We start from the raw sequence: 22,942 nt of genomic DNA, 5'->3' as shown, positions 1-22,942 counted from the left end.
CGGCTTGCCGTAGCACGGAGCCTCGTGCTGCCGGATTCCAGCCGGCAGTCCGCGACGTCCGCCGTAGCCAACCATGCTTCCCTGACCCGTTTACAATCACACTCGCTTGCTCTCGGCCAACAAGTTTTGCGATTTTACTCCCGAACAGTTCCTGACATTCTCTAACCCGCTCGATGAAGAACAAGCGAAAGATACTATGGCGTCTGGCCGCCGTGGCTCTCCTCCTGAGCATCTACCCTTTATGTGTTCTTGGTTACACCTGGACCCACGTTTTCCGATCAGACTTCGAAGGTGGCCGACACGGCCCCCTCGATGCCTACCGCCACGCCCTCGCCAGTGCAGTCGTTTCTTACACCTTGGATGAGCAGGCAGTCTATCTGATGACTGCTCTGATGGAATCTGGCGGCAAAGATTCCAACCGGATGGACCGCCACAACAACCGCCTCGGCGCCCAGATCGGAGCGAGTGCGAAATCTTTCCGTGACCTGGAACCCTCTGTACGCCAAAGCGTCCTGGCCGGCTCCGTCAACACCACCGACACCAACCAGATCACCTGGCTCCCCAAAGACCTGTGGCGAGCCGGCCGCATTTGGTGACGCTCATTCGCGAGTCGTCATTTCACGCCCTCCCCGTTTTCCCTTTTCGTGTATTTCGCGTAGTTCGCGGTTAACTTCCCTGATTGCTCCAAAAAACCGGAACACCCCATCCATTCGTTGAAATATTTCTCCCCTTCGCTGCCTTCGCGCCCTTCTGTTCAAACTCTCTGCCCCTCCGTCTCCGGTTCAACTTTACCCCACATAGGCCCACTGATGCCACCGGCCTCGCTGTTTCCCCGTTACGCATTACGTATCACGCATCATATCTCCATCCTGTAACTCTTGTTGATCCTGTCTAACCCCATTCCCTGTTTCCCTTTTTACGTATTCCGCGTATTTTCACCCCGGCTCCTGTCGGGGCTGTGAATTTTGAAAACCGTCACCACCACGCCCCAAGCCTGCCGCAAGTTCCTCCGCCGCGTCCTCCATCTCGACGCCCCTCATCGCACCACCGATGACGCCATCCGCCATCACGGCTACATCCAGATCGATCCCATCGACGTCTGCGGCAAGATGCACGATCTCATCCTGCGCAACCGCGTACAGAACTATCAGCGCGATGATTTATTGAAGGCGCTATACCAACGAAAAGACCGCGCCTTCTTCGAGCACTACGTCGGCGTCCTCGTCGCCCTGCCAATGGAGGACTACCGCTACCTCCTGCCCGGCATGAAAGCCCGCCGCACTTCAGACAGATACTCCGGCGCCCTTGATGCCGATCAAAAGAAGATGGCTCGAAAGATCATCGACCGCATCCGCACCGAAGGCCCGCTCAGTTCCTCCGCTTTCCTCGATTCCGGCAGTTCCCAAACCGGCTGGGGCACCACCGGCACCTTGGCGAAAGTCACCCTCGATAAACTCTTCTTCCACGGTCGCCTCCTCATCACCCGCCGAGATAACTTCCGCCGCGTCTTCGATCTCCCCGAACGCATTCTCCCTGAATCCGTGCTCTCCAGCAAACCCGCCACCGCCCGTGAGATCAAACGCTGGCTCATCCAAGTCCGCCTGCGCCAGCGCCGCCTCGTGACCTTGAACAACGCCCACGCACAACTCGCCAAAGACTTTATCACCAAAGTAAAAGTGGCCGACCACGCCCCCGTCTATTGCCTGAACGAAGACGCCGAATTATTGAAGAACGCCGCCGACCTCCCCGAGCCTCCAACGACCCCACACCTGCTCGCCCCGCTCGACCCCATCATCTACGACCGCAAGATCACCCGCCGCCTCTGGGATTTCGACTACACCTGGGAAGTTTACACCCCACCCGCCAAACGCGTCCGCGGCTACTACGCCCTCCCCATCCTCAGCGGCACCCGCATCATCGGCCACGTAGACCCGAAGGTGGATCGTGAAAACAACCTCCTCAACGCCCGCGTAACAGTGGAAAAAGGTATCGAGCTAAAACCAGTGTTGAACGAATTCACCAAGTTCTTGGCGATGAATTCACACAAGGTGATTAAGTAAAACTGCTTCCTCTCGATGCTGGACGTTGGGAGTTCGATGTTCGATGTTTCCCAATCAAGAGCCCACCGATTCGTAAATCGTCCTTCGTAAATCGTAAATCCCCCTACCCCTCAATCACCACCACCGCCGCCGCATAATTCTCCGTATGCGTCAGCGACACATGCGTCCCCTTCCCTCCACGCGCTTGAAACAACTCGATCGCCTTCTTGTGTAACACCAGAAACGGCTCTCCCGTCGGCTTCCGACCGATCTCGATATCCAGCCAGCCCAACTCCTCACCCACACCCGTCCCAAACGCCTTCGCCACCGCCTCCTTCGCCGCGAACCGCGCCGCGATGTGCGTAAGTGGATACTTGTGTGATTTGCAGAACTCGATCTCCTCCGGCAACAGGAACCGCTCCAAGAACGCATCCCCAAAGCGATCGATCGACGCCTGAATCCGCGCCGTCTCCACCAAATCAATGCCAATGCCTAAAATCATATGTCGTCAACACCTCGCCCTCGTCAGCCCAAGAACACATCCTCAAATTACCTGCAGGTGATGAAAGCGAGTAAACGCCACATCTCCCTCGCCCCTCGGAGGGGAGAGGGCCGGGGTGAGGGGTGCCCCCTTCTCGACAGCGACCTAGCCCTTATAATCTTTCATCAACTCCAGCATATCCTTCACCGCCTGCGCCATCCCCGTCGTCACCGCCCGGCTCACGATGCTGTGCCCGATGTTCAACTCCACCAGATGCGGCACCACATGCAACACCGGCAGATTCACATAATTCAACCCATGCCCCGCATTCACCTGGATGCCCAGCGCATGCGCCTGCTTAGCTCCCGCCACCAACCTTTCCAGCTCCACATTCCGCGCCGCCTTCTGGTCAAAATGATCCGCGAACTTCCCGGTGTGCAATTCGATGAACTGCGTCCCTGTCTTCGCCGAAGCCTCGATCTGCTGCGGGTCCGGCGCGATGAACAGGCTCACCTCGATCCCCGCATCATTCATCCGCTTCCGCGTCTCCGTGAGTGCCGCCAGATTCCCCACCACATCCAGTCCACCTTCCGTCGTCACCTCCTGACGCCGCTCAGGCACGAGACAAACGATCTCCGGTTTCAACTTCAGCGCGATCTCCACGATCTCCGGCGAGTTCGCCATCTCCAGGTTCAACCGCGTCTTGATCCGCTCCCGCAACAGCCACACATCACGATCCTGGATATGCCGCCGATCCTCCCGCAAATGCGCTGTGATACCATGTGCTCCCGATTCCTCACAGATCAGCGCCAAAACCACCGGATCAGGCTCACCCCGCGTCTGTCCGCGATACCGCGCCTCACGCACCGTCGCCACATGATCAATATTGACTCCCAGTTTCAACATAACTTCTTTTACTTGGGCACCCCAGGCCCACCCGGGGATGCAGGCAGCTCAGGCAATCCCAGTTGATGAGCGCCTTCCTCATCCCACCGCGGAAAGCTCTTCTGGTCCAGCCAGCGGAAAAAGAGATAGATTTCAAATCCCGACATCCCAGCGGGAGATTTGCGGAACACTTTGATCTCATTCGCCGCCGCCAATTCCGCTTCCGTCACCGTGTTGCCCAATTTGGAGGCCACATTCACCGCCCACTGATAGGGGGCCACGCCATTGTGTATGGGCACTCTGTTGGCCGCCATGTAAAGCAAAGAGGCGGATTGCAGCCAATGTGTCAGCCGCGCTTCTGTGATTTCCCAATCGTAATAAACCAGGTTCGTGCGATGGATGAACTGCATCAGCAATTCACGCGGCAAGTCTTGGGGCTTCGGCACCATCGGGGCCAGACCGAATACCAGATAGTCGTCAGTCGGTTCCGGAGCCGCTTTCAGAAAAGGCAGCAATCCCATCAACCCCGCCCAGTTCAGCTCGTTGGTTTTGGAAGCAAACCTGCCCGCGATCCGGTTGCCATACGTTTTCTGTAATTCATTGGTCCAGCTCTTCAATGACGTTTGAACCAAGTTCGATGCGCCCGGTACGGATGCCGCTACGAAAGTCTGAAATGGCAGGTCAGTCTGAGCCCAGACATAGATTTGCTCAGGCGGTTTGGGCAGTCCCAAAGGTTTCAATGCTTCAACCCGGGACCAGATATCCCCCACCCCGCGCAGGGCCGTGAAACTGACGATCGGATCTTTGATCGTATTGGTGGGCACATTCCAAGGTTGCTGCGGAATCTTTAAATCTTTCAGAAATTTCAGGTCCAGGCGGCTGAGCTGGTTCTCGCCTTTGCCCTCCATGGTCAGGCGCAAGTAGGGCAGATTGTTTGTGTCCAGCAAGGTGCCTGTTAACGGCAGTATCCTTGCTGGAAGCTCCACTGCCAGCCACACATTGCTCGCCAGACTGGCCGAAAAAGCGCCCCATTTATAATCCTTCTCCGATCGCTCCACCGTCACCCAGCCTTCCTTCAAACCATAACTGTATGTTTCCTGCGGAGTATAGGAGACAGTGAACCACTGATCGGTGATGTTCGTGAGCGGAACCGTCTCTGCCGGCTGGCCGCTCGCCAAAAGGGCATGCAGGTTCGCAGACCAGATGCCGGTCCGCTCCACCGGTATCTTCACTGATACGCGCCAGCGCAGCGGAGCTTCACTGGCCCAGACCACCTTGGACTCATAAGTTGCGATGTCATCAAGCAGGGGCTTGAGCTTGTCCGCCTGTGCCTTGCTCGCAAGGACTTCAGAAAAAATGATGGCGGGAAGATTATGGGAAAGTTTGACGAGGGTGTTGCTCTTGAGCGCAGCGGTTTGCGGCATGCCCAAGACTTCTCTCAATCGGCTGCCACCTTCTGCCTCTGCCACTGATTTAAGCCCCGCCGAATGCCAGGACAGCAAAGCGGGAGGAGCAGCGGGTGCCGCCACCGTGACATTCGCGGGAGAATGTGCGACCGGCTTCTCCGCTTCAGTTTCCGCCTGCGGCGCAGGAGCCGATGGCTTGCATGCTCCTTGCAGCAAAAGCAAAGAAGACACGACGACCGTCCAGATACGATTCATGACGGCCTTTGGTTGCCACAAAAAACTGCCCGACGCAAGTGGCACCACGGGATTTCAATACCTCCCGCCCGCCGGAACGTCCCTCCGCGGATCAGTTGCTCACTTCCACATCATGGCGAAGCTGCGCACTGTCCGTTACGCGCGCCCACAACACGTTCCGCATCTCCTCAAACTCGGGTGCTTTCACCTTTGACAGCCACTTTTGCGCCTCGGCATAACGCGCCGCCAAAAAATTGACCCGTCCCAGGTTCACATAGATCTCATCCAGATTGGCGTCCGGTTTCTTTTGCGCCAAAACCAGCACTTGGTTCCATTCCGTGAGCGCCTCTTCCGCCCGGAAAGGCTTGATGCCGTAATGGACCATCGCCAGATCCTTGGCCAGCTCGTAATTCTCCGGGTCCAGTATGCGCGCCTTGCGATACTCACGCAACGCCATCGAGAACACCTGTTCTTCATTCACGCCAAAGAATTCTTTGGCATCCTTGCGATACATGAAAAGTCCTGTGGCTAGGTTCTGATGATACGCCGGCTCATGCGGCATGATGCGGACGGCGTTCAGGAAACAGACGAACATGTTCGTCATCGGCCCTGAGCGGCCGTATTCATTCCCCCAGTCATTCCAATATTCGGCTGCCTCACGGGGAGAATATGTCGACAGGTCTTCTTCAAAAGGACTCAATGCGCCGCGGACTTCACCGGTCTGGGCAACTGCCCGGTCCGTCTTGGAAAAAGCCGGGAAACTCATGAAGGCCAGAAAGGCCACTACCAGCCCCAACACCACTGCCACACGTTTTAAAATGCTAGTCACTTCTTTGATCATTGTACGTCTGGCGATCAGCCGCCAACCGTATTACGTCCATCCTAGACGTTTCGTTTGGCCAAAGGTTACGCACCCCTGATCCGCCTGAACTGGTTAAGCAGCTCCTTTGCCAATAGGCATTTCGGCCTAGGGAGCCTCAAAAAAAATCTCACTCCGACTCTTTCCACCTCGGTAATACCAGTCAAAATCGAAACACAACTCTTTGAGCGAAAACATATTATAAAAAATATAGCCCCGTGTATCGTTTTTTTATAAACTTCCTGTCATGGATAAATTTTTCCACTCGTTTAGGTAAAAATCCGCCATCAGGCTTTTTTTGACCGCTTAGGCTGAATCAAAAGATACGGGGTTTTACCTAGCGTTTTTTCACCAAATAACCTCATCCATTCCTGGCTTTGCCCACCCCTCTCCGACTTTATTTTTGCCCCCTCCTGTGCTTTATTATGGGTGAGATTTGTCGTCAGTTTCCTCCTGCGATGGATCTCGGGCGGGCGGCAAGGTTTTGTGTGTTACCTAGCCGTTCGCCCACTTCTTTTTTAGGGCTTCGCCGTCAGGTAAGTCTTCAGCACCCGCTCCAAGTCCGTCACCTTGATCGGCTTCGGCAGATAATCATCCAATCCCGCCGCCAGACACTTCTGCCGGTCCGACTCCATCGCATTCGCCGTTAGTGCGATTAACTTCGGCCTTTCACCGCTGGAAATATTGGCGATCACCAGTACTGCCACCTGATACCCGTCCAACTCCGGCATCTGGATATCCAGCAAAACCACATCGTAATGTTTTGCCGCCAACGCATTGAGCACCTCGCGACCATTCACCACCGTGTCAGGCTCATACCCATGCGTTTCAGAAACGAGCTCGCCACCTTGAGATTCACCACATTATCATCCGCCACCAGGATCGATCCCGGATGACTCTCGGCCAGCAAAATCACCCCCGTCTTGGCCACCGCTGACGTCTCCGATGAAGCCTTGCTCAAACTCTTCAAGATCACTTCCATCATCTGCTGACGACGGATCGGTTTGTAAACCGCCGCCTTGATCGGAGCATCCGCTGCCAAACGCGAGTTCGTCAGCGCAACCGGATACGCCCAACGGCATGCAGCAAGATCTTTGAACTGACTCCACTGCACGCACGCATCACTGCCCGGTAATTGATGATCCAGCAGCACAAAATCCAGCCCAGGTCTTTGCGATGTTCGCTGCATCGCTGCCTCCAAACCTTATTTTTCATTGGCCGGCAGTGGTGCTGGTTTGGAGCCGGGGATAGGCATGTTTACGTCAGAGTGGTTAATGCTTGCCGCTGACTAGGCCTGATCTTCTGCCGTCATCAAACCCCACTTCTCTTTTTTTGCAGAGCTTGCAACAGTCCTTTCAAGGTCAAGGTGTTAACCACATCCTCTTTGGTCAACCACCCCTTACGGGCTATGCCCGTGCCTAACCTCAAAAATCCAGCGTGTTCATGGCGATGAGCATCGCAATTGACCACGCACTTCACTCCCTTGGACTTCGCATACTGCCACAGGCGCCAGTCCATATCGAAGCGATAGGGATTTGCATTCAGCTCGATCCACGTGCCCGTCGCGGCACACGCATCGATCACCGCTTGCTGGTTCACCTTGTAAGCTTCACGCTCCAAGAGCAACCGCCCCGTCAAGTGACCGAGCATGTGCACATACGGATTCTCCGCCGCGCGTATGAGTCGCTTCGTATTATCCGCCTCATCACTGCCCGGCACGTGCAAACTGGCCACCACCACATCCAATTCCGCTAGCATGTCGTTCTCGAAGTCCAAACGTTCCTTCAACACATCCACTTCAGAACCCGTGAGTAGGCGGAAATCCGTGCCTTCGTCCGCGAGCTTCTGATTGATGGCTTTGATCTCCACCAACTGCTTGCGCAAACGTTCCGCATCCAAGCCATTCGCTTGGTATGAAGCTTTGCTGTGATCCGTGATCGCCCAGTAACTACAGCCCAGTTCCGTCATGAATTTGGCGATGTCCTCCAAGGTGTTGCGGCCATCACTCCAATTGGAGTGATTGTGCAACGAACCTTTCAGATCGGACCATTCGAGCAAACGCGGCAAATCATTCTTCTCACCTGCCGCAAACTCACCATGGTCCTCACGCAACTCCGGCGCGATGTAAGGCAGATCAAGCGTCTTAAAAATCTCATCCTCCGTCTGACAAGCGACGAGTAAAGCCGGATCGCGCGTTTCTTCCTTGGAACGGAACAGTCCGTATTCATTTAATCGCAAGCCGCGTTGAATCGCACGCTGGCGCATCACAATATTGTGCTCCTTGCTGCCCGTGAAATACGCGAGCGCGAAGGGATACTCCGCATCACTCACCACGCGTAGATCCGCCTGAATGCCGCCCTCCACGATCACGCTGGATTTCGTATCCCCCTTCGCCAGCACATTGATGACGCCCGGCAACTTCGTGAAGAAATCGATGACATCCAAAGGCTTTTTCGAAGACACCAAGAAATCGATGTCACCAATGACTTCCTTGAAACGCCGCAAGCTCCCTGCCGTGCTGCAACGGATTACATCCGGATGTTCACGCAACGCATCAAGAATCGGCTCACTTGCATAAAGCGCATCCACCAAGCGATGTCGCGTGGCGTATTTGCGCCGGAAATCGATCGCCTCGAGAATCTTCGCCTGCGTCTTTTCACCGAAGCCGTCCAGCTCCGCCACCTTTCCCGCCTTGCACGCCGCTTCCAAAGATTCGAGCGAGTCGATGCCCAGCTTATCATGCATCGCCTTCACCTTCTTCGGGCCAAGCCCTTGGATCTCCAGCAATGCCACCATGCCCGCCGGAATGGACGCTTTCAGGTCTTCGTAATATTTCAGGCGGCCTGTGGTCACCAATTCCGTGACCTTCTGCTGCAAGGCTTCGCCAAATCCTTTAATCTCACTGAGGCGATCCTCTGCCACCATCTTCTCCAACGGTTCGCCAAGGCTCTCCAACGCGCGCGCACCATTCACATACGCCCGCGTCTTGAACGGATTCTCACCCTTCAATTCCAGCAGGACACCGATCTCCTGCAAAATCTCCGCCACCTGTTCTTTATCCATCGCCATGCCGTTACGTTACACGCCCAAGCAAAACTGCAAACCCGAAAACGAATCCTATCCAAGGTAGGGCGAGACTCCGTCGAGCCTTAACCGCTCCTCATAGCAATCGTCAACCAAATGCAGAAACATAGAACCACAACGATCACCGATCTCGCCAAAGGAGCGCGGCATTTATGCCGCCTAAACATCCAAATGTCCGATGGCATAAATATGATAGGTGCAAGCGAACATACCATCTCCCTCTCCCCTCAATGGGGAGAGGGCTGAGGTGAGGGGTGAGTCGTAGCACAAGGGCATAACTCTCCCCTCATGATTGACCACCCCCGCCCTCTTCCATCATCCTGTTCCCAATACGATGAAACACACCGCCGCCACTCTCCCCGTCACCCTCACAATCGCCGGTTCCGATAGCGGTGGCGGCGCCGGCATCCAAGCGGATCTGAAAACCTTCGCCGCCCTCGGCACCCACGGCACCAGCGCCATCACCTGCCTCACTGCGCAAAACCCGAAAGCCGTCACCGGCATTCAGGCAGCGTCACCAGCAATGGTGCAGAAACAGATCGAAGCCGTTTTTGCCGAACTGAAACCCGCCACCGTGAAGACCGGCATGCTCTTCTCCACGCCCATCATCAAGATCATCACCGAGTTCTTCTCCCAGGCGAAAATGCCGCCGCTCATCGTGGACCCCGTCATGGTCTCCACCAGCGGCGCACGCCTGCTGAAATCCTCCGCTATCAAAGCGGTGAAAGAAGAATTGCTCCCCCTCGCCACACTGGTAACGCCAAATCTGGATGAAGCCGCCCTCCTCGTAAACCGCCCCTTGAGCAACGTGGAAGACCTCCGTTCCGCCGCCCGGGAAATCTTTGAGACCTACGGCTGCGCTGCCCTCGTCAAAGGCGGTCATCTGAAAGACAGCCGTGAAGCCATCGACATCTTTTACGACGACGAAAACGAACTGATGCTCACCGCGCCCTACGTGCGCGGCGTCTCCACCCACGGCACCGGCTGCACCTACTCCGCCGCCATCACCGGCTACCTCGCACTCGGCTGCGAACTCCCCATCGCCGTCGAACTCGGCAAAAACTTCATCACCCAAGCCATCACCCAGCACGAAAAAGCCGCCAAACATTCCGTGCTCAACAGCTTCTGGGAAGAATAACGGAGCGCGGCTCTCCGAGCCGCAGCAAGGTCCACAAGCAAGAGAGACTTGAGCATTTTTGAAACTTCACCATAACACGTTGCTACGCCTCCCCCGCTTGCTCTACACCATTCTTTTCCCCTATCTTCTTCCCATGCATTTCCCGCTCGCCTTGCTGATCACCACGCTCGCCCTGAGCGCCCACGCCGCCACGCCTGTCCCCAAGAGCGAAGCCCCCGGCAAAGTCATCGAACGCTGGCCCGCACAGGTGAAAGAGATCAAATACCCCAGCAAAGCGGACAACACCGATCAACCCGCGATGTTCTTCACACCTGATAGCAAAGAAAAGAAACCACTCCTCGTCGCCTTGCATAGCTGGTCCGCTGATTACAAACAAACCTCGCAAGCCCCTTACGCCGAATGGTGCATCACGAACGGCTGGGCCTTCATTCATCCGAACTTTCGCGGACCAAATAACACCCCTCAAGCCTGCGGCTCCGAACTCGTCGTACAAGATATCTTGAGCGCCGTTGAGTTTGCGCGGAAGGAAACGTCCATCGATCCCAACCGCATCTACCTCGTCGGCGCTTCCGGTGGCGGTTATGCGACCTTGCTCATGGCCGGTCGTGCACCAGAGTTGTGGGCCGCTGCTTCCGCTTGGGTACCCATCACCGACATCCAAGCCTGGCACGACGAATCCAGCCGCAAGAAACAGAAATACGCGAAGGACATCGAATTGGCCTGTGGCGGCGTGCCCAAGCCAGACAACCAAGCCGGTGCAGAAGCCAAGAAACGTTCCGCGCTAACGTACTTAGCGAAAGCAAAAGATTTCAAAATCTCCATCAATGCCGGCATCAAAGACGGCCACACCGGCAGCGTCCCCATCAGCCACACGCTCCGCGCTTACAATCTCCTCGCCGAACCGAAAGACCGGCTGACCGAAGAAGAGATCACCTGGTTCACCGAAAAATCCCAAGTACCCTCTTCCATCAAAGACCCGATTCCGAACGATCCGCTCCACGGCGAAAAGAAAGTCCTCTTCCGTCGCGAATCCGCCAATGTCCGCGTGACCATCTTTGACGGTGGCCACGAAGGCCTCCCCTCCCCCGCCCTCCACTGGCTGGCCGAGCAGAGGAAGAAATAACGTGAGACAGCCCTCCGCAATGTGCTGCTGGCATCCTGCCAGCAGTTCGAACGCACACGCACCCACCCGTGCTCTCAAAGAAAACCGGCGCTATCTTGCCGCCCTCCTTGTTCGCGTAGCGAACCAAATGAGGCCAACGAAAACAATTCCCCACCATCATCCATCCACTTCCCTATCTGCGCTTATCTGCGCCCATCTGCGGTTACCCCTCTCCCCATCTGTGTTAATCTGTGTCCATCTGTGGTTACGCTTTCTTGACGCCGCCCAATAAACCACAATCATCCCGGCCATGCAGAATAACGGTCTCCCGCTCATCGCTCCGGCCATCACACCGGTGCTCGACCCGCAATTTCGTCCCGCTGTATTGGCCAATCGCGCCTACCGCTCTGCCGTCACCGCCTCCGGCAACGCGCAAAAGATCGTCATCGCGCTCGAACAGACCGACGGCTCCATCTTCCATTTCAACACTGAGATTTTTCCCAAGAACCATCCGCAAGCTGTCGGTAATTTCGTTTACGTCGAACGCCTCGTGAAGTTCATGCTCTGGGCCTGGGGCGGCTGGCGCGTGCATCTCGCCGGACCGGCCAAGCTCGCGGAACAACTCCAAGCACACTTCACGAACACTGCGACGGGCCGCTTCGATTCCGATCTCATCGGGGAACGTGTTTACGATCACCCGCTCACCGTCGTCGCCACGACACTCGATAAAATCCCGCCGCAAAACGCCAAGACGCAACCGCTTGGTCGTCATCTCGATGGCTGCCGCATCGGCTTCGACCTCGGCGGCAGTGATCGCAAAGTCGCCGCCGTCATCGATGGCAAAGTCGTCTTCAGTGAAGAGATCGTCTGGGACCCGTATCACCAACCCGATCCGCAATATCACCTCGATGGCATCCAAGACACGCTCAAGAAAGCCGCCGCGCACCTGCCTCGCGTCGATGCCATCGGCGGCAGTTCCGCCGGTGTGTATGTGAACAATCGCGTGAAAGTCGCCTCCCTCTTCCGCGGTGTTTCGTCCGAGCAATTCAACACGCGCGTGAAAGACCTCTTCCTCGATCTGCAAAAGGAATGGAAGATCCCCTTCGATGTCGTGAACGACGGCGAAGTGACCGCGCTCGCTGGCTCCATGTCGTTGAACAAGAATGCCGTCCTCGGCATCGCGCTCGGCACCAGCCAAGCCGTCGGCTATGTGACGCCGGAGGGCAACATCACCACCTGGCTCAGCGAACTCGCTTTCGCCCCTGTGGATTACAATCCCGCCGCCGCCTGCGATGAATGGTCGGGCGATTACGGTGTGGGCGCGCAATACTTCTCCCAACAAGCCGTGGGTCGCCTCATCCCCGCTTCCGGCTTGGAAGTCGATGCCAAACTTGGCTTGCCTGAAAAACTGAAAGTCGTGCAGAAGTTCATGGAAGCCGGTGACGAACGCGCTGCGAAGATCTACCAGACCATCGGCACCTATCTCGGCTACGCGCTCGCACATTACACGGATTTCTACGTGTTCGAGAACGTCCTCATCCTCGGCCGTGTGACCAGCGGCAAAGGCGGCGACCTCATCTTGAATGGCGCGAAGGAAGTCTTGCAGAAGGAATTCCCAGAACTCGCCCCACGCATCGCCTTTCACATCCCGAACGAAAAAGACAAACGCCACGGACAAGCTGTTGCCGCCGCCAGCCTACCTCGGCTAAAGTAAACCTATGCCCAAGCTACGTCACCTGCTCTGCCTCCTGTTGCTCGCTTTCGCTGGCAACGTCCACAGCGCCGACCCGCTCCTACGCGAAGAACTCGATGTGAAATACGGTGAGAACGGTGGCAAGCCACTGCTCATTGACGTCTTCCGTCCGGCAGATCAGAAAGGTAAGCTGCCCGTGGTCGTCTATGTCCACGGCGGTGGCTGGACTGGTGGTAACAAAAAAGATTTCCATAGCGGTGCACGTGGCTTGGCGAAGGCCGGCTATGTGACCTTTAGCGTCGGTTACACTCTCGTGCGCACGAACGACGTGAACAACAGCACACGCTGGCCCGCCCAGATCGATGACGTGCAACGCGCCATCCGCTGGATCCGCTCCAAGGCCGACGAGTATCAGCTCGATACGAACAAGATCGGTGCCGTCGGCGGCTCAGCAGGCGGTCACCTGGTGAACCTGCTCGGCACCATCGAGACTCGCGATAATTCCGACAAAGCCCTCGCCAAACATTCCAGCAAGGTCCAGTGCGTCATCAACATCTTCGGCCCAACTGATCTAACACTCGATTTCACCAAGCTCGTTCCCGCTGGCCCCATGGTGCAAGGCCTCGTGGATAATCTCATCGCCAAGCCCAAGAGCACGCATATGGCTACCTACAAGGAAGCCTCCCCGCTATTTCAAGTGACGTCCAACGCCGCACCGTTCCTGCACTTCCATGGCACCGTCGATCCGCTCGTGCCGCTGGATCAATCGCAACGCTTCCATGATGCGCTGAAGAAAGCGGGTGTGGAATCCACCCTCGTCATCTTTGAAGGCGAAGGCCACGGCTTTCAGAAACCCGAAAACGTACAGAAGTTCATCACCGATTCTGTGAACTTCCTGAACAAACACCTGAAGGGCACGAAGTAACTTGTGGAGCGCAACTCTCTGAGTCGCAGCAACGCTCAAACTTTCCGTCAGCTACCGAACATTTCACGCCACCTTTAAATCGAACATTGCTGCGGGTCGGAGACCCGCGCTCCATTGACGCATGAATCCTTATCACCAGTTCGTTGAGACGTATGCGCGGTTCGCGCGTGAAGGCAAATCCTGGCCGCTCGGTGGCTTTCCCGATTGCCCCAAGCCGGAGATCGCGAAGGATGCCCCCGTCGCCCTGATCTTCGCCCCGCATCCGGATGATGAAGTCATCATCGGCGGGCTGGCCCTGCGCCTGATGCGGCAGGCCGGCTGGCGGATCGTCAACATAGCGGTGACACAAGGGAGCAACAAGCAACGGCAGGCCGAGCGCTGGCGCGAGCTGAAGGCGTGCTGCGATTGTATCGGCTTTGAACTCGAAGCCACCGGGCCTTGCGGCCTTGAACGCGTGACGCTCAAGAGCCGCCAGACGGACCAGCCCTACTGGACCAGCATGGTGCATGTGATCGTGGGTCTCTTGAAGAAACACCAGCCCAAGGCCATCTTCTTCCCGCATGAACTGGACTGGAACAGCGCGCACATCGGCACGCATTTTCTGGTACTCGACGCGTTGAAGCACATGCCCGCCGACTTCACCTGTCATTCGGTAGAAACCGAGTTCTGGGGGCAGATGCCCACGCCAAATCTGACGGTGGAACTAGGACCCGTGGAATTGGGTGATCTCATCACCGCCCTCACCTTCCACGTCGGCGAAGTAAAACGGAATCCGTATCACCTCAGCCTGCCTGCGTGGATGATGGATAACGTGCGTCGCGGCGGCGAAGTAGTCGGCGGCCAAGGCGGTGCCGCTCCAGACTTCGTCTTCGCCACACTCTATCGCCTGCGCAAATGGAAAGATGGCGCGCTGCATCACGTCTACGAAGGCGGTCGCAGCTTGGGGATGACGGAAGATCCGACGAAGTTGTTTGTGTGAGTTGGCAATTCAGAAACCCAACTTCTGAACTGATTCCCATCACGCACGGCTTTGCCTCAAGCTGGTCATCATGCTTTTCAGACTTACTTTCGGACATCCTTCAGTAGAAGCAGCGAGCTTTGCAAAGAAAGACGTCAATCTATTCTGAGAATACTCTTTAGGACATCTCTTGGCATGTTTCCTTGTACTTCTCGGCATAACCAATCGATACGGTTACTCTTTATTTTTCGCAAGACACAAACACGAACGGCGCATCCGTTAAAGATGCGCCGTTCCTTTAATATTTTGTTACGCTCTAGCTCGTCCGACCACCCTTGAAATCAAACAAGGTCGTCACGGAAGAGTTGGTATTGATGCGCTTGATGGCTTCACCCAAGAGGCTCGCCACAGAAAGCGTAGTCACCTTCACACCTTCAATCGGTCCGCGCAGAACGGTATCCGTGGTGATGAGTTCATCGATCACCGAGGCGCGCAGACGTTGGATGCCCAGATCGTTCAGCAACGCGTGTGAGACGCAGGCGTAGATACGCTTGGCACCTTTCTTCTTCAGCAGCTTCGCCGCCGTGGTGAGCGTGCCCGCCGTTTCCGTCAGGTCGTCCACCATGAGAACCGTCTTGCCACGGATGTCACCGATGACCGTCATGGACTCGATCTCCGTCGCGCTCTTGCGGCGCTTGGCCACGATGGCCAGACCGGCGTTGAGCACTTGGGAGTAGGCATGGGCCATCTTGATACCGCCCACGTCCGGACTCACCACGACGAGGTCAGGCAGGTCCATCTGCCGCAGGTAGTCATACATGACCGGAGCCGCATACAGATGGTCCACCGGGATGTCGAAGAAGCCTTGGATCTGCTGCGCATGGAGGTCCATGGTCAGCACGCGGTTCGCACCGGCAGCCACGATGAGGTTCGCCACGAGCTTAGCTGTGATGGGCACGCGCGGCTGGTCTTTGCGATCTTGCCGGGCATAACCGTAAAACGGCATCACCGCCGTGATGCGCTGGGCGCTGGAGCGGCGGAGGGCGTCCATCATGATGAACATCTCCATCAGATGGTGGTTCGTGGGCGGGCTGGTGGATTGCACCACGTAGATATCCTCGCCACGCACGTTCTCTTCGATTTTCACGAAGGTCTCGCCGTCGGGGAAGGCATCGACCGTGCATTTGCCGAGCTCAATGCCCATATACTCGCAAATCGAGAGGGCGAGTGGCCGGTTGGATGTGCCGCAGAAAACTTTCACAAGGCGCGTTAGCTGTCCGTTGCTTCAAAAATGAAAACCCACCGACATGGTGGATTTTCAGACCGATTCAAATTGTGGCAAAACTGTAACAATGAGCCAAAGGCAGGCAAGCCCTTATTCCGGCGTCCAAAAGAATGTAGAAAACCAACCATGCTTCTGAACGGCCCTGCCCTTCGGCATTACAAAACTGGTCCGGCGTTGCAATCGAAACCGCTTCACGCGAATCCGAAAAACGTGATATACGTTGAATCCATGGAAACTGAGATCTCCGCCCTGCCCAGTGCAGCTGAAAAGGAACAACGTCAGTGGGGGATGTTCTGCCATCTGGCGGCGCTGGCGGTATTCATACCGATCGCCCCATTGGGCAACATCGTGGGTCCGCTGGTGATCTGGCTGTGGAAACGACACGACATCGCCGGCGTGAACGAGCACGGCAAAGCCGCGCTGAATTTCCACATCTCCATGGCCCTCTACATACTCATCTTGGGACTGGTCATCGCCTTGCCGATGCTACTGCTCTCGTTTCTGTTTCCACCACTTTTCCTGGGCCTGATTCCCGTAGGAGGAATAGCTGCCATCCTGGCGCTAGTAGAAGTCGTGCTAACGATCGTCGCCGCTCTGCAAGCGAATGACGGGAAGCATTACCGCTATCCGTTCACTATCAATTTTCTCAAGTAAGCCCTGCTCGCGCCTTGGCCTTGGCCAAGTCTTCATCGGATAACTCGCCGATGAGCGAGTTCAGATTCTTGCCCGCCTTCCGGTCACCTTGCTGGTAAGCGGCATAGAACCAGTGGAATGCCTCGATGAAATTCTTCTCCACACCATCCCCTGCATAATAGCGCGCGCCAAGATTGTTCTGCGCCAGCGCATGACCATTCTCCGCTGCGCGCACCAACCAACCCACCGCCTGCTCGTCATTGAGTGGCAACACGCTGCCCAATGCCTGACGCCACGCCAGTTCATACTGCGCATCAGCATCGCCCTCTTCCGCTTTCGGCAAAAGCTTGGCAAACAACTCGTCGGCTTCCGGGTCACTCATATCGTTCGCATCCAGCACTAACGCAAATCCGCTCACGACAAAAGCAAAAGCTCCGAGACTCTTTATGAGCTCGGAGCTTTGAAACTAGTTCTTCGCTTTTACGAGAAGATTTCCCGCACCGGCTCACCCATGTCCGTGATCGGCACCGGGCGATCGCCATCATGCAAATTCCGCGCTGGATTGATGCCGAGCGCGCAATGCACCGTCGCATGCAGGTCCGGCACTGAGATGGGCCGTGATACGATCTGCTTGGCCAACTCATCCGTTTCACCGATCGCACAACCGGTCTTCAATCCACCACCTGCGAGTGCTACGCTGAACGCCTTGGACCAATGCCCGCGTCCGCCGCCGCCATCGAACTCCGCTGGACGCCCGAACTCACCCGCCACCACGATAAGCGTCTTGTCCAGCAGCTTGTTCTTCTCCAGATCCAACACCATCGTCGCCAGCGCCTGATCGAGTTGCTGGATGAGAATGTGCTGATTCTTCTGGCCGTCGTTGTGCGTATCCCAGCCCGTACCGTTGATGAAGTTCAGGTTGAACGACACCTCGATAAATCGCACGCCGCGCTGGATCAATCGCCGTGAAAGCAAGCAGCGTTGGCCGAACTCCTCACCATACGTCTGCCGCAAGGTGGACGGCTCGGAGGACAGCTTGAACGCGTCCATGAAATCACCATTCGCCAGACCGAAGCTCGTGCCCTGCGCTTCATCGTAGTTCACCACCGCCTTGTCGCCCGCATTCTTCGCCACGTAACCTTTGCGCAACTTCGCCAGCAATTCCTCACGCTCCGCCTGTCGCGAAGTCGAGACATAGCTCGGCCGCGTCAGACCATTCGGACCCGCTTCCGTGTCCGTGAGATACACGTAACCATGCTTCGCCCCGAGGAAGCCCGGTCCGCGCATGATGCTCGGATAGCCGATCACCACATACGGCGGGATGTTCTCAGAGACAGCGCCACGTTGATGCGCCACCAGTGAACCGATGGACGGATACGTGATCGTGCCCGTGGGCTTGCGCCCTGTGTGCATGAAATTCGTCGCCGCCGCGTGCTCATCGATAATGCCGTGATTCACCGTGCGCAAGAGGCAGAAGCGGTCGAGGATATTGGCCGTCTGCTTGAAGTGCTCGCAGATCTGCACATCCTTCACTGCGGTGTTAATGCCCGCGTAAGCCGAGCCCGCGATCTTTTTTTCCGGATCACCGAGGCGCTTCGGATCCCACGTATCCATTTGCGCCGGACCACCGCCCAGCCAGATCATGATGCAATGCTCCGCTTTGCCCTTGGGATACGTCTTCTTCGCGGTCTCCGCCGCAAAAAGATTGGAACCAAAAGCACTCGCACCCGCCACAGCCAGACCGGCCGTGCCTGCGCGTTGAATAAACTGACGACGATTCATAGCTTGCATGTCTTTCGATTCAAAAATATTTAAACCAAGCAACCACTTATCCATTCATCTCCGGTGTGCCTCTGGCTCCATGCCAGAAACGCGCCACTTCAATCTGCTGTCGCTCATTATTTACCCGGTAAACTATCCGATACGGACTTCTTATCAATTCACGCAGATTAAGGTCATCAAACTCTGGCACCACTCGCCCCATCTCCGGAAACTGTGCCAACTGCTTTGTCTTAGCTATCAACTCTCGCCCGAATGTCCTTGCCCGCTCAGGATTATCGCAGGCGATATATCGGATGATTTGCTGCAAATCACGCACAGCCCGTGGAGCGAGAATTACTTTGTAATCCATGTGTCCAACTGCTTCTCGACTTCTTCAATCGGCACACCCTCGCCTCGATCCAATTCTGCCAATCCTTCACGGACCCCAGCGATGAACTCTATCTCACGGGCTATCTCATGCAGGCTGATGTCATCCGGCAACCGGTTGACCAGATCCATGACTATCGCTTTGGCCTTTGTTTCCATATGCTCAATCTAGCCTGCCATCAGCGTTTCCAACAATGATTTCTTACGGCACAAACACAAACTCCGGCGTGTTCACCAGCGCCCACACCATGTCCTCGGCGCGTTCGCGCCAAGCCGCTTGCAGACGCGGCGTCGGCTCATCACCGCGACGCGCTTTCTCCTCCAGCGCCAGCTTGATCTCCGTCGCCTTGGCGTTGAGATGGTTCGACCAGCTCAGCAACAGACTCGGGTCATACTCCTTCTTCAAGCTCTTCGCCGGAGCCGCCAGCACGCGTTGCTCGTAACCTGCCTTCAAATATTCCGTGAACGTCGCCAGTTCTTCGCTCGATGGTTCGCGCGTCAGCAAGCGCTGGAACAATTGCTTCACCAACGTATCCAATGGCTGTTGGGTCACGCACAATTCCGTCAGATCGCATCCATCGCACAACCGCGCGATACGGCCATTGCCCATCTCCCCATTCGCGAGCGCTGCCGGTTGCAGCACGTTCGGTGAATCATCCCGCGCACTCAACGCACTCTGCCGCGACTCCCGCCAGCCGAACATCGCCAGCGTGTTGATGATCTCCTGCGTCTTCGGCATCGCCAGCGCGGGCCGGTCGCGATCATTCGAGAGCGAGGTGAATTCCCACGCACGGCGCGGCACACCCAAGTTCAAGAAATCCTTGGCCGCCTGCCGCGAATCATTATCCAGCGTCAGCAACTCGGAATCGAAATGCTTGCCGGTCGCGGAATACATCGAATCCACGATCTGTTCTGCCGACATGCGACGCCGATATTGTCCGGCGAAATCGCGCACCTTCGGATCCGTCAGATCCCCGTCCTGATGCACGATGGCGCGTTGGTAAGCGTGCGAATTGAAGATCACCCGCGCGAGATGTTTCAGATCGTAATTGTTCACCGTCAATTCACGTCCCAACCAGCTCAGCATTTCCGGATGCGACGCCTTCGCCGTTTCCCAATCATCCACCGGCTCCACGATGGCGTAGCCGAAATACCGCTTCCACACGCGGTTCGCGATCACCTTGGCGAAACGCTCATTGCGCGGGTCCGTGATGTAAGCGGCCAGTTGCTCACGCGTGGTCGGATTCTCGCGCAAGGTTTCGACGGCCAGTTCATCATGCATGGCCTTCTTCGCGAAGGGCCACGCAGGATTCACCTTCTCGCCGGGATGCAATGTCACGTTCACCAACCGGCCCACCTTGATATTCGCATTCGGCGGGATCGAACTGCTCTTCGGCACCTCTTGCGGCCCTTGCTTAAGCATCGCCGCCAGGCTGAACAACTCCGCCTGCTTAAAGTCATGATACGGCGCATCATGGCAACGCGCACACGCGAGGTTCATGCCGAGGAACGCTTGCGAAACGATCTGGGCGCGATCCGCCATCGGCACATCATTCTCCGTCGCCAGGCTGAAACCGCCCGGCCCGCCACGATAAACACTGCCCTCCATGGAGATCAGTTCCGTGGCGAAGCGGTCGATCGGCTTGTTATCCGCAAAGGACTCATGGATCCAGAAGCGGAACGGCCCCGAGTTGTTCAAGGTCGGCTTCAGGATCGCCGGATTCTCCGCCAGCACATCCTGCCAGTACGGCACCCAATTATCCGCCCAGCTCGGGTGGTTGATAAAACGCTCGATCGCCTTTGCCCGACGATCCTTCGACTTGTCGTTGAAAAACTCTTTGATCTGCTCGGGCGATGGCACCACGCCCGTCGTATCGATCGAGAGACGGCGCAGGAACGTCCAGTCATCCACCAACGCCGCGGGCTTCACATTCTTGGCTTCCAACCGCGCATTGATGAACCGATCCACGTCATTTTGGACCGCCGCACCCGATGTCTTCGGCACCTCTGGCGCAGGCAAATTCGCCATCACCTTGCGGGCGAAGTCATGGCGCTTGGCCCAATACTTGTTCTCCTCCACCAAACTCTCCGTGCGCCGCTGACGCTCCAGCTTGTCGAACTGCGCCCGTTGCTCTGCGGCATACACCAAAAACCCTTCATCCGTATGCGGCACGTTCACCTTCGGCGCCAGCAGGCGATACAAACTCCCCTTCGTGGAAACACTCAACGTGAACTCGCCGATATCCGGCTTCAGCCCTTTGCCGCCCACATAAGCTTCTGCCACGATCACGTGCGGCTTGCCATCACTCTTCACTGTGAACTCCATCTCCGTATGACCATTCCGCAGGAAGCGCAGGCCCACCGGCAGATTCTCCGGAAACGGCGCTACCTCGCCATGGCCGCCCGAATTGCCCGCCACGGCTTTGGCGATGCCGAGCAATTCGCCATCCCAGAACAGGCGCGACGTGCGTAGCGAGCGCATCAAGATCTTATGCTCACCCGCAGGCAAGGTGACGTAGGAAGCCGCGCGCACCATGAACGCCGGTGAACGATCCAGCACCACTCCGCGCTCCGAATATTTCTTCGGCACCTCGGTCAAACCAAACGCCGGGATCGTGAAGCTCTCCACCGGCTTACCCGGCGTGAAATTCCAATTCGCCGCCGTCGGAATGTCTTCCACGATCTCCACGCGCACCGCGTCTTTCGACAATGTCGCCACATCGATCTTCGGGCTGGGCGGGATAAAGCGATAACGGTTCTTCAGATCGCTGGCGGACAGAGCGCGCCGATGCAACGCCACCTCATTGATCAAGCCATTGAAAGAATTTCCTGCGCTACCGCCCATCGAGGAACCGATCCACACTTCGTCATCATCCACCACCGGGCCGAGATCCGTCTTGCCGCCCATATCCCACTTGCCTTTCACCTCCACGCCGTTCAGATAACCTTTGATGCTGTCCCCTTTGCCAAACGTGTACGTGATGGCCACATGCTGCCAACCCGCGCCCGGAATGAAACCCTTCGTCGCCGACCAGCGATGCCAGAACTCATCGGACGTCGCCGGCTTCTGCTTGCCACTGCGTTCATCACGGAAAAGAAAACTCACGCAAGCTTCACCATCCTCGCCCCGCAGACGCAATGCCCAGTTCTGATTATCCGCCGCCATCCCTTTCGCCCCCGTGCGGCCTTTTCCGACTACATAAACCTGTTGCCCGTCACCGATCTTGTTCAGGAACACCCACGCCTCGATCGTGATGGACTCGCCCAGCTTGAAATCCAATGGACTATTCGCCCCAGGATCTTTGATCCGCACATAATCACCCTTGCCCGTGAACGCCGCAGACGCGCTATCCGGTTCGAACTCCGGAAAGTTCTCCGTCGCCGGACCGCTTTGCTTCAGCGCCACCTTGCCCGTGGTGGAACCATCTAGCAGCGCCGCATTCTCACCCGGCGCATGATTCTTGATGCTGTCCGCCTTCGTATCATTCAGCCGCCAATACGCCACCGGCTTATCCTTGATGACGATCTCGTGATACGCCGCCTGCGTAGTAGAGATGGCCAGACCGGCCAGACCTACGCCTAATATCCGGGTAAAAGCGTTTCGCTTCATGGTATTCTGGGTATTCGCAAAAATCTTAAACTCTCTATCACACCCCGCAAGACCGAACCTCACCATTTTGGCAAGACACGACCCTGCCAAAACCCAAACTGCGGTGCTGATACGATTGAGCATAAGCCCAATCCTACTCCGGTCACGAACGCAGTGGTGGGAATCTCCACTACCACTTTCGGGTGATGCATCAAAAGTAGTCCCCGATTCCGTCTTCACCGGACTTGCAAGAAGTGTTGCCAGCCAGCGCGAGCAGTTTCGATGTTTTCTCATGTCTCCCCTCCTATTTTCATGCCTCTATTCTAATACACCCACTAGGACAACCGCTGTCCCACTCCTTCATAATTTTAAAAACATTTCAAAAACGCAACCTGCTCAACCAGAGATGTTTAAACCAGAACCCATCTCCGCCCCCTGTTTTTTATACCCATGGTTCCCTCAAAAATCTTTTTTCTACCGGGA

Annotated in this window: 21 protein-coding genes; 8 read left to right on the top strand and 13 right to left on the bottom strand. The window is 56.5% G+C overall.

Features of this window, described 5'->3' with window-relative positions; all coding sequences use genetic code 11:
- Positions 1–173: 173 nt before the first annotated feature.
- Positions 174–596: a hypothetical protein gene (locus VGH19_04850; GenBank protein HEY1170679.1), complete on the top strand. Its 423-nt coding sequence runs from the start codon at positions 174–176 to the stop codon at positions 594–596.
- A 369-nt stretch (positions 597–965) separates the two neighbouring features.
- A complete protein-coding gene (locus VGH19_04845; protein HEY1170678.1) occupies positions 966–2,060 on the top strand; it encodes a crosslink repair DNA glycosylase YcaQ family protein in 1,095 nt (364 codons plus the stop codon).
- A 103-nt stretch (positions 2,061–2,163) separates the two neighbouring features.
- On the opposite strand, the gene acpS is transcribed toward VGH19_04845, so the two are convergent.
- The 7 genes from acpS to polX all read right to left on the bottom strand — a co-directional run bounded on the left by acpS (position 2,164) and on the right by polX (position 8,973).
- Complete coding sequence (gene acpS, locus VGH19_04840; GenBank protein HEY1170677.1) at positions 2,164–2,541, bottom strand: holo-ACP synthase; 378 nt, start codon at positions 2,539–2,541, stop codon at positions 2,164–2,166.
- Positions 2,542–2,685: 144 nt separating this feature from the next.
- Positions 2,686–3,426, bottom strand: coding sequence for a pyridoxine 5'-phosphate synthase (locus VGH19_04835; GenBank protein HEY1170676.1), 741 nt, complete (start codon positions 3,424–3,426; stop codon positions 2,686–2,688).
- Between the two features lie 8 nt (positions 3,427–3,434).
- Entirely contained in the window at positions 3,435–5,066 is a 1,632-nt protein-coding gene (locus tag VGH19_04830; GenBank protein HEY1170675.1) for a hypothetical protein, read from the bottom strand.
- Positions 5,067–5,157: 91 nt separating this feature from the next.
- Positions 5,158–5,874 (bottom strand): hypothetical protein, encoded by a 717-nt coding sequence (locus tag VGH19_04825; GenBank protein HEY1170674.1) that lies wholly within the window; start codon positions 5,872–5,874, stop codon positions 5,158–5,160.
- 548 nt (positions 5,875–6,422) lie between these two features.
- Complete coding sequence (locus tag VGH19_04820) at positions 6,423–6,704, bottom strand: response regulator (protein ID HEY1170673.1); 282 nt, start codon at positions 6,702–6,704, stop codon at positions 6,423–6,425.
- Positions 6,701–7,093, bottom strand: a complete 393-nt coding sequence (locus tag VGH19_04815) for a hypothetical protein (GenBank protein HEY1170672.1) — start codon at positions 7,091–7,093, stop codon at positions 6,701–6,703. Before VGH19_04815 ends, VGH19_04820 begins: the two co-directional genes overlap by 4 nt.
- Positions 7,094–7,215: 122 nt before the next feature.
- A complete protein-coding gene (polX, locus tag VGH19_04810) occupies positions 7,216–8,973 on the bottom strand; it encodes a DNA polymerase/3'-5' exonuclease PolX (protein HEY1170671.1) in 1,758 nt (585 codons plus the stop codon).
- 349 nt (positions 8,974–9,322) lie between these two features.
- Between polX and thiD the strand changes: the two genes are divergently transcribed.
- The 5 genes from thiD (at position 9,323) to VGH19_04785 (ending at position 14,825) form a co-directional block, all read left to right on the top strand.
- A complete protein-coding gene (gene thiD / locus VGH19_04805) occupies positions 9,323–10,126 on the top strand; it encodes a bifunctional hydroxymethylpyrimidine kinase/phosphomethylpyrimidine kinase (GenBank protein ID HEY1170670.1) in 804 nt (267 codons plus the stop codon).
- Positions 10,127–10,184: 58 nt separating this feature from the next.
- Positions 10,185–11,249, top strand: coding sequence for a prolyl oligopeptidase family serine peptidase (locus tag VGH19_04800; protein HEY1170669.1), 1,065 nt, complete (start codon positions 10,185–10,187; stop codon positions 11,247–11,249).
- Between the two features lie 289 nt (positions 11,250–11,538).
- Complete coding sequence (locus VGH19_04795; GenBank protein HEY1170668.1) at positions 11,539–12,942, top strand: ROK family protein; 1,404 nt, start codon at positions 11,539–11,541, stop codon at positions 12,940–12,942.
- Positions 12,943–12,946: 4 nt separating this feature from the next.
- Positions 12,947–13,846, top strand: coding sequence for an alpha/beta hydrolase (locus VGH19_04790; protein ID HEY1170667.1), 900 nt, complete (start codon positions 12,947–12,949; stop codon positions 13,844–13,846).
- Positions 13,847–13,967: 121 nt separating this feature from the next.
- Positions 13,968–14,825, top strand: coding sequence for a PIG-L family deacetylase (locus VGH19_04785; protein ID HEY1170666.1), 858 nt, complete (start codon positions 13,968–13,970; stop codon positions 14,823–14,825).
- Between the two features lie 295 nt (positions 14,826–15,120).
- On the opposite strand, the gene VGH19_04780 is transcribed toward VGH19_04785, so the two are convergent.
- Entirely contained in the window at positions 15,121–16,065 is a 945-nt protein-coding gene (locus VGH19_04780; GenBank protein ID HEY1170665.1) for a ribose-phosphate pyrophosphokinase, read from the bottom strand.
- Between the two features lie 252 nt (positions 16,066–16,317).
- Here VGH19_04780 and VGH19_04775 point away from each other — a divergent pair, with 252 nt between their 5' ends.
- Complete coding sequence (locus VGH19_04775; protein HEY1170664.1) at positions 16,318–16,743, top strand: DUF4870 domain-containing protein; 426 nt, start codon at positions 16,318–16,320, stop codon at positions 16,741–16,743.
- Here the strand turns inward: VGH19_04775 and VGH19_04770 are convergent.
- From VGH19_04770 to VGH19_04750, 5 genes are all read right to left on the bottom strand, one after another.
- Positions 16,736–17,140, bottom strand: coding sequence for a hypothetical protein (locus VGH19_04770; protein HEY1170663.1), 405 nt, complete (start codon positions 17,138–17,140; stop codon positions 16,736–16,738). The two genes, VGH19_04775 and VGH19_04770, sit on opposite strands and share 8 nt — an antisense overlap.
- 62 nt (positions 17,141–17,202) lie before the next feature.
- Complete coding sequence (locus tag VGH19_04765; GenBank protein ID HEY1170662.1) at positions 17,203–18,504, bottom strand: DUF1501 domain-containing protein; 1,302 nt, start codon at positions 18,502–18,504, stop codon at positions 17,203–17,205.
- A 46-nt stretch (positions 18,505–18,550) separates the two neighbouring features.
- On the bottom strand, positions 18,551–18,853 hold the full coding sequence (locus tag VGH19_04760; GenBank protein ID HEY1170661.1) for a type II toxin-antitoxin system RelE/ParE family toxin: 303 nt from the start codon (positions 18,851–18,853) through the stop codon (positions 18,551–18,553).
- On the bottom strand, positions 18,838–19,029 hold the full coding sequence (locus tag VGH19_04755) for a hypothetical protein (protein HEY1170660.1): 192 nt from the start codon (positions 19,027–19,029) through the stop codon (positions 18,838–18,840). The genes VGH19_04760 and VGH19_04755 overlap by 16 nt, the downstream gene beginning before the upstream one ends.
- 43 nt (positions 19,030–19,072) lie before the next feature.
- Positions 19,073–22,480 (bottom strand): DUF1553 domain-containing protein, encoded by a 3,408-nt coding sequence (locus VGH19_04750; GenBank protein ID HEY1170659.1) that lies wholly within the window; start codon positions 22,478–22,480, stop codon positions 19,073–19,075.
- Between the last annotated feature and the right edge of the window lie 462 nt (positions 22,481–22,942).

It is taken from the genome of Verrucomicrobiia bacterium (assembly GCA_036405135.1).
Classification (GTDB): Bacteria; Verrucomicrobiota; Verrucomicrobiia; order Limisphaerales; family JAEYXS01; genus JAEYXS01.
The sequence above is the reverse complement of the archived record's forward strand: the minus strand, read 5'-3'. Positions and strand labels throughout refer to the sequence as shown.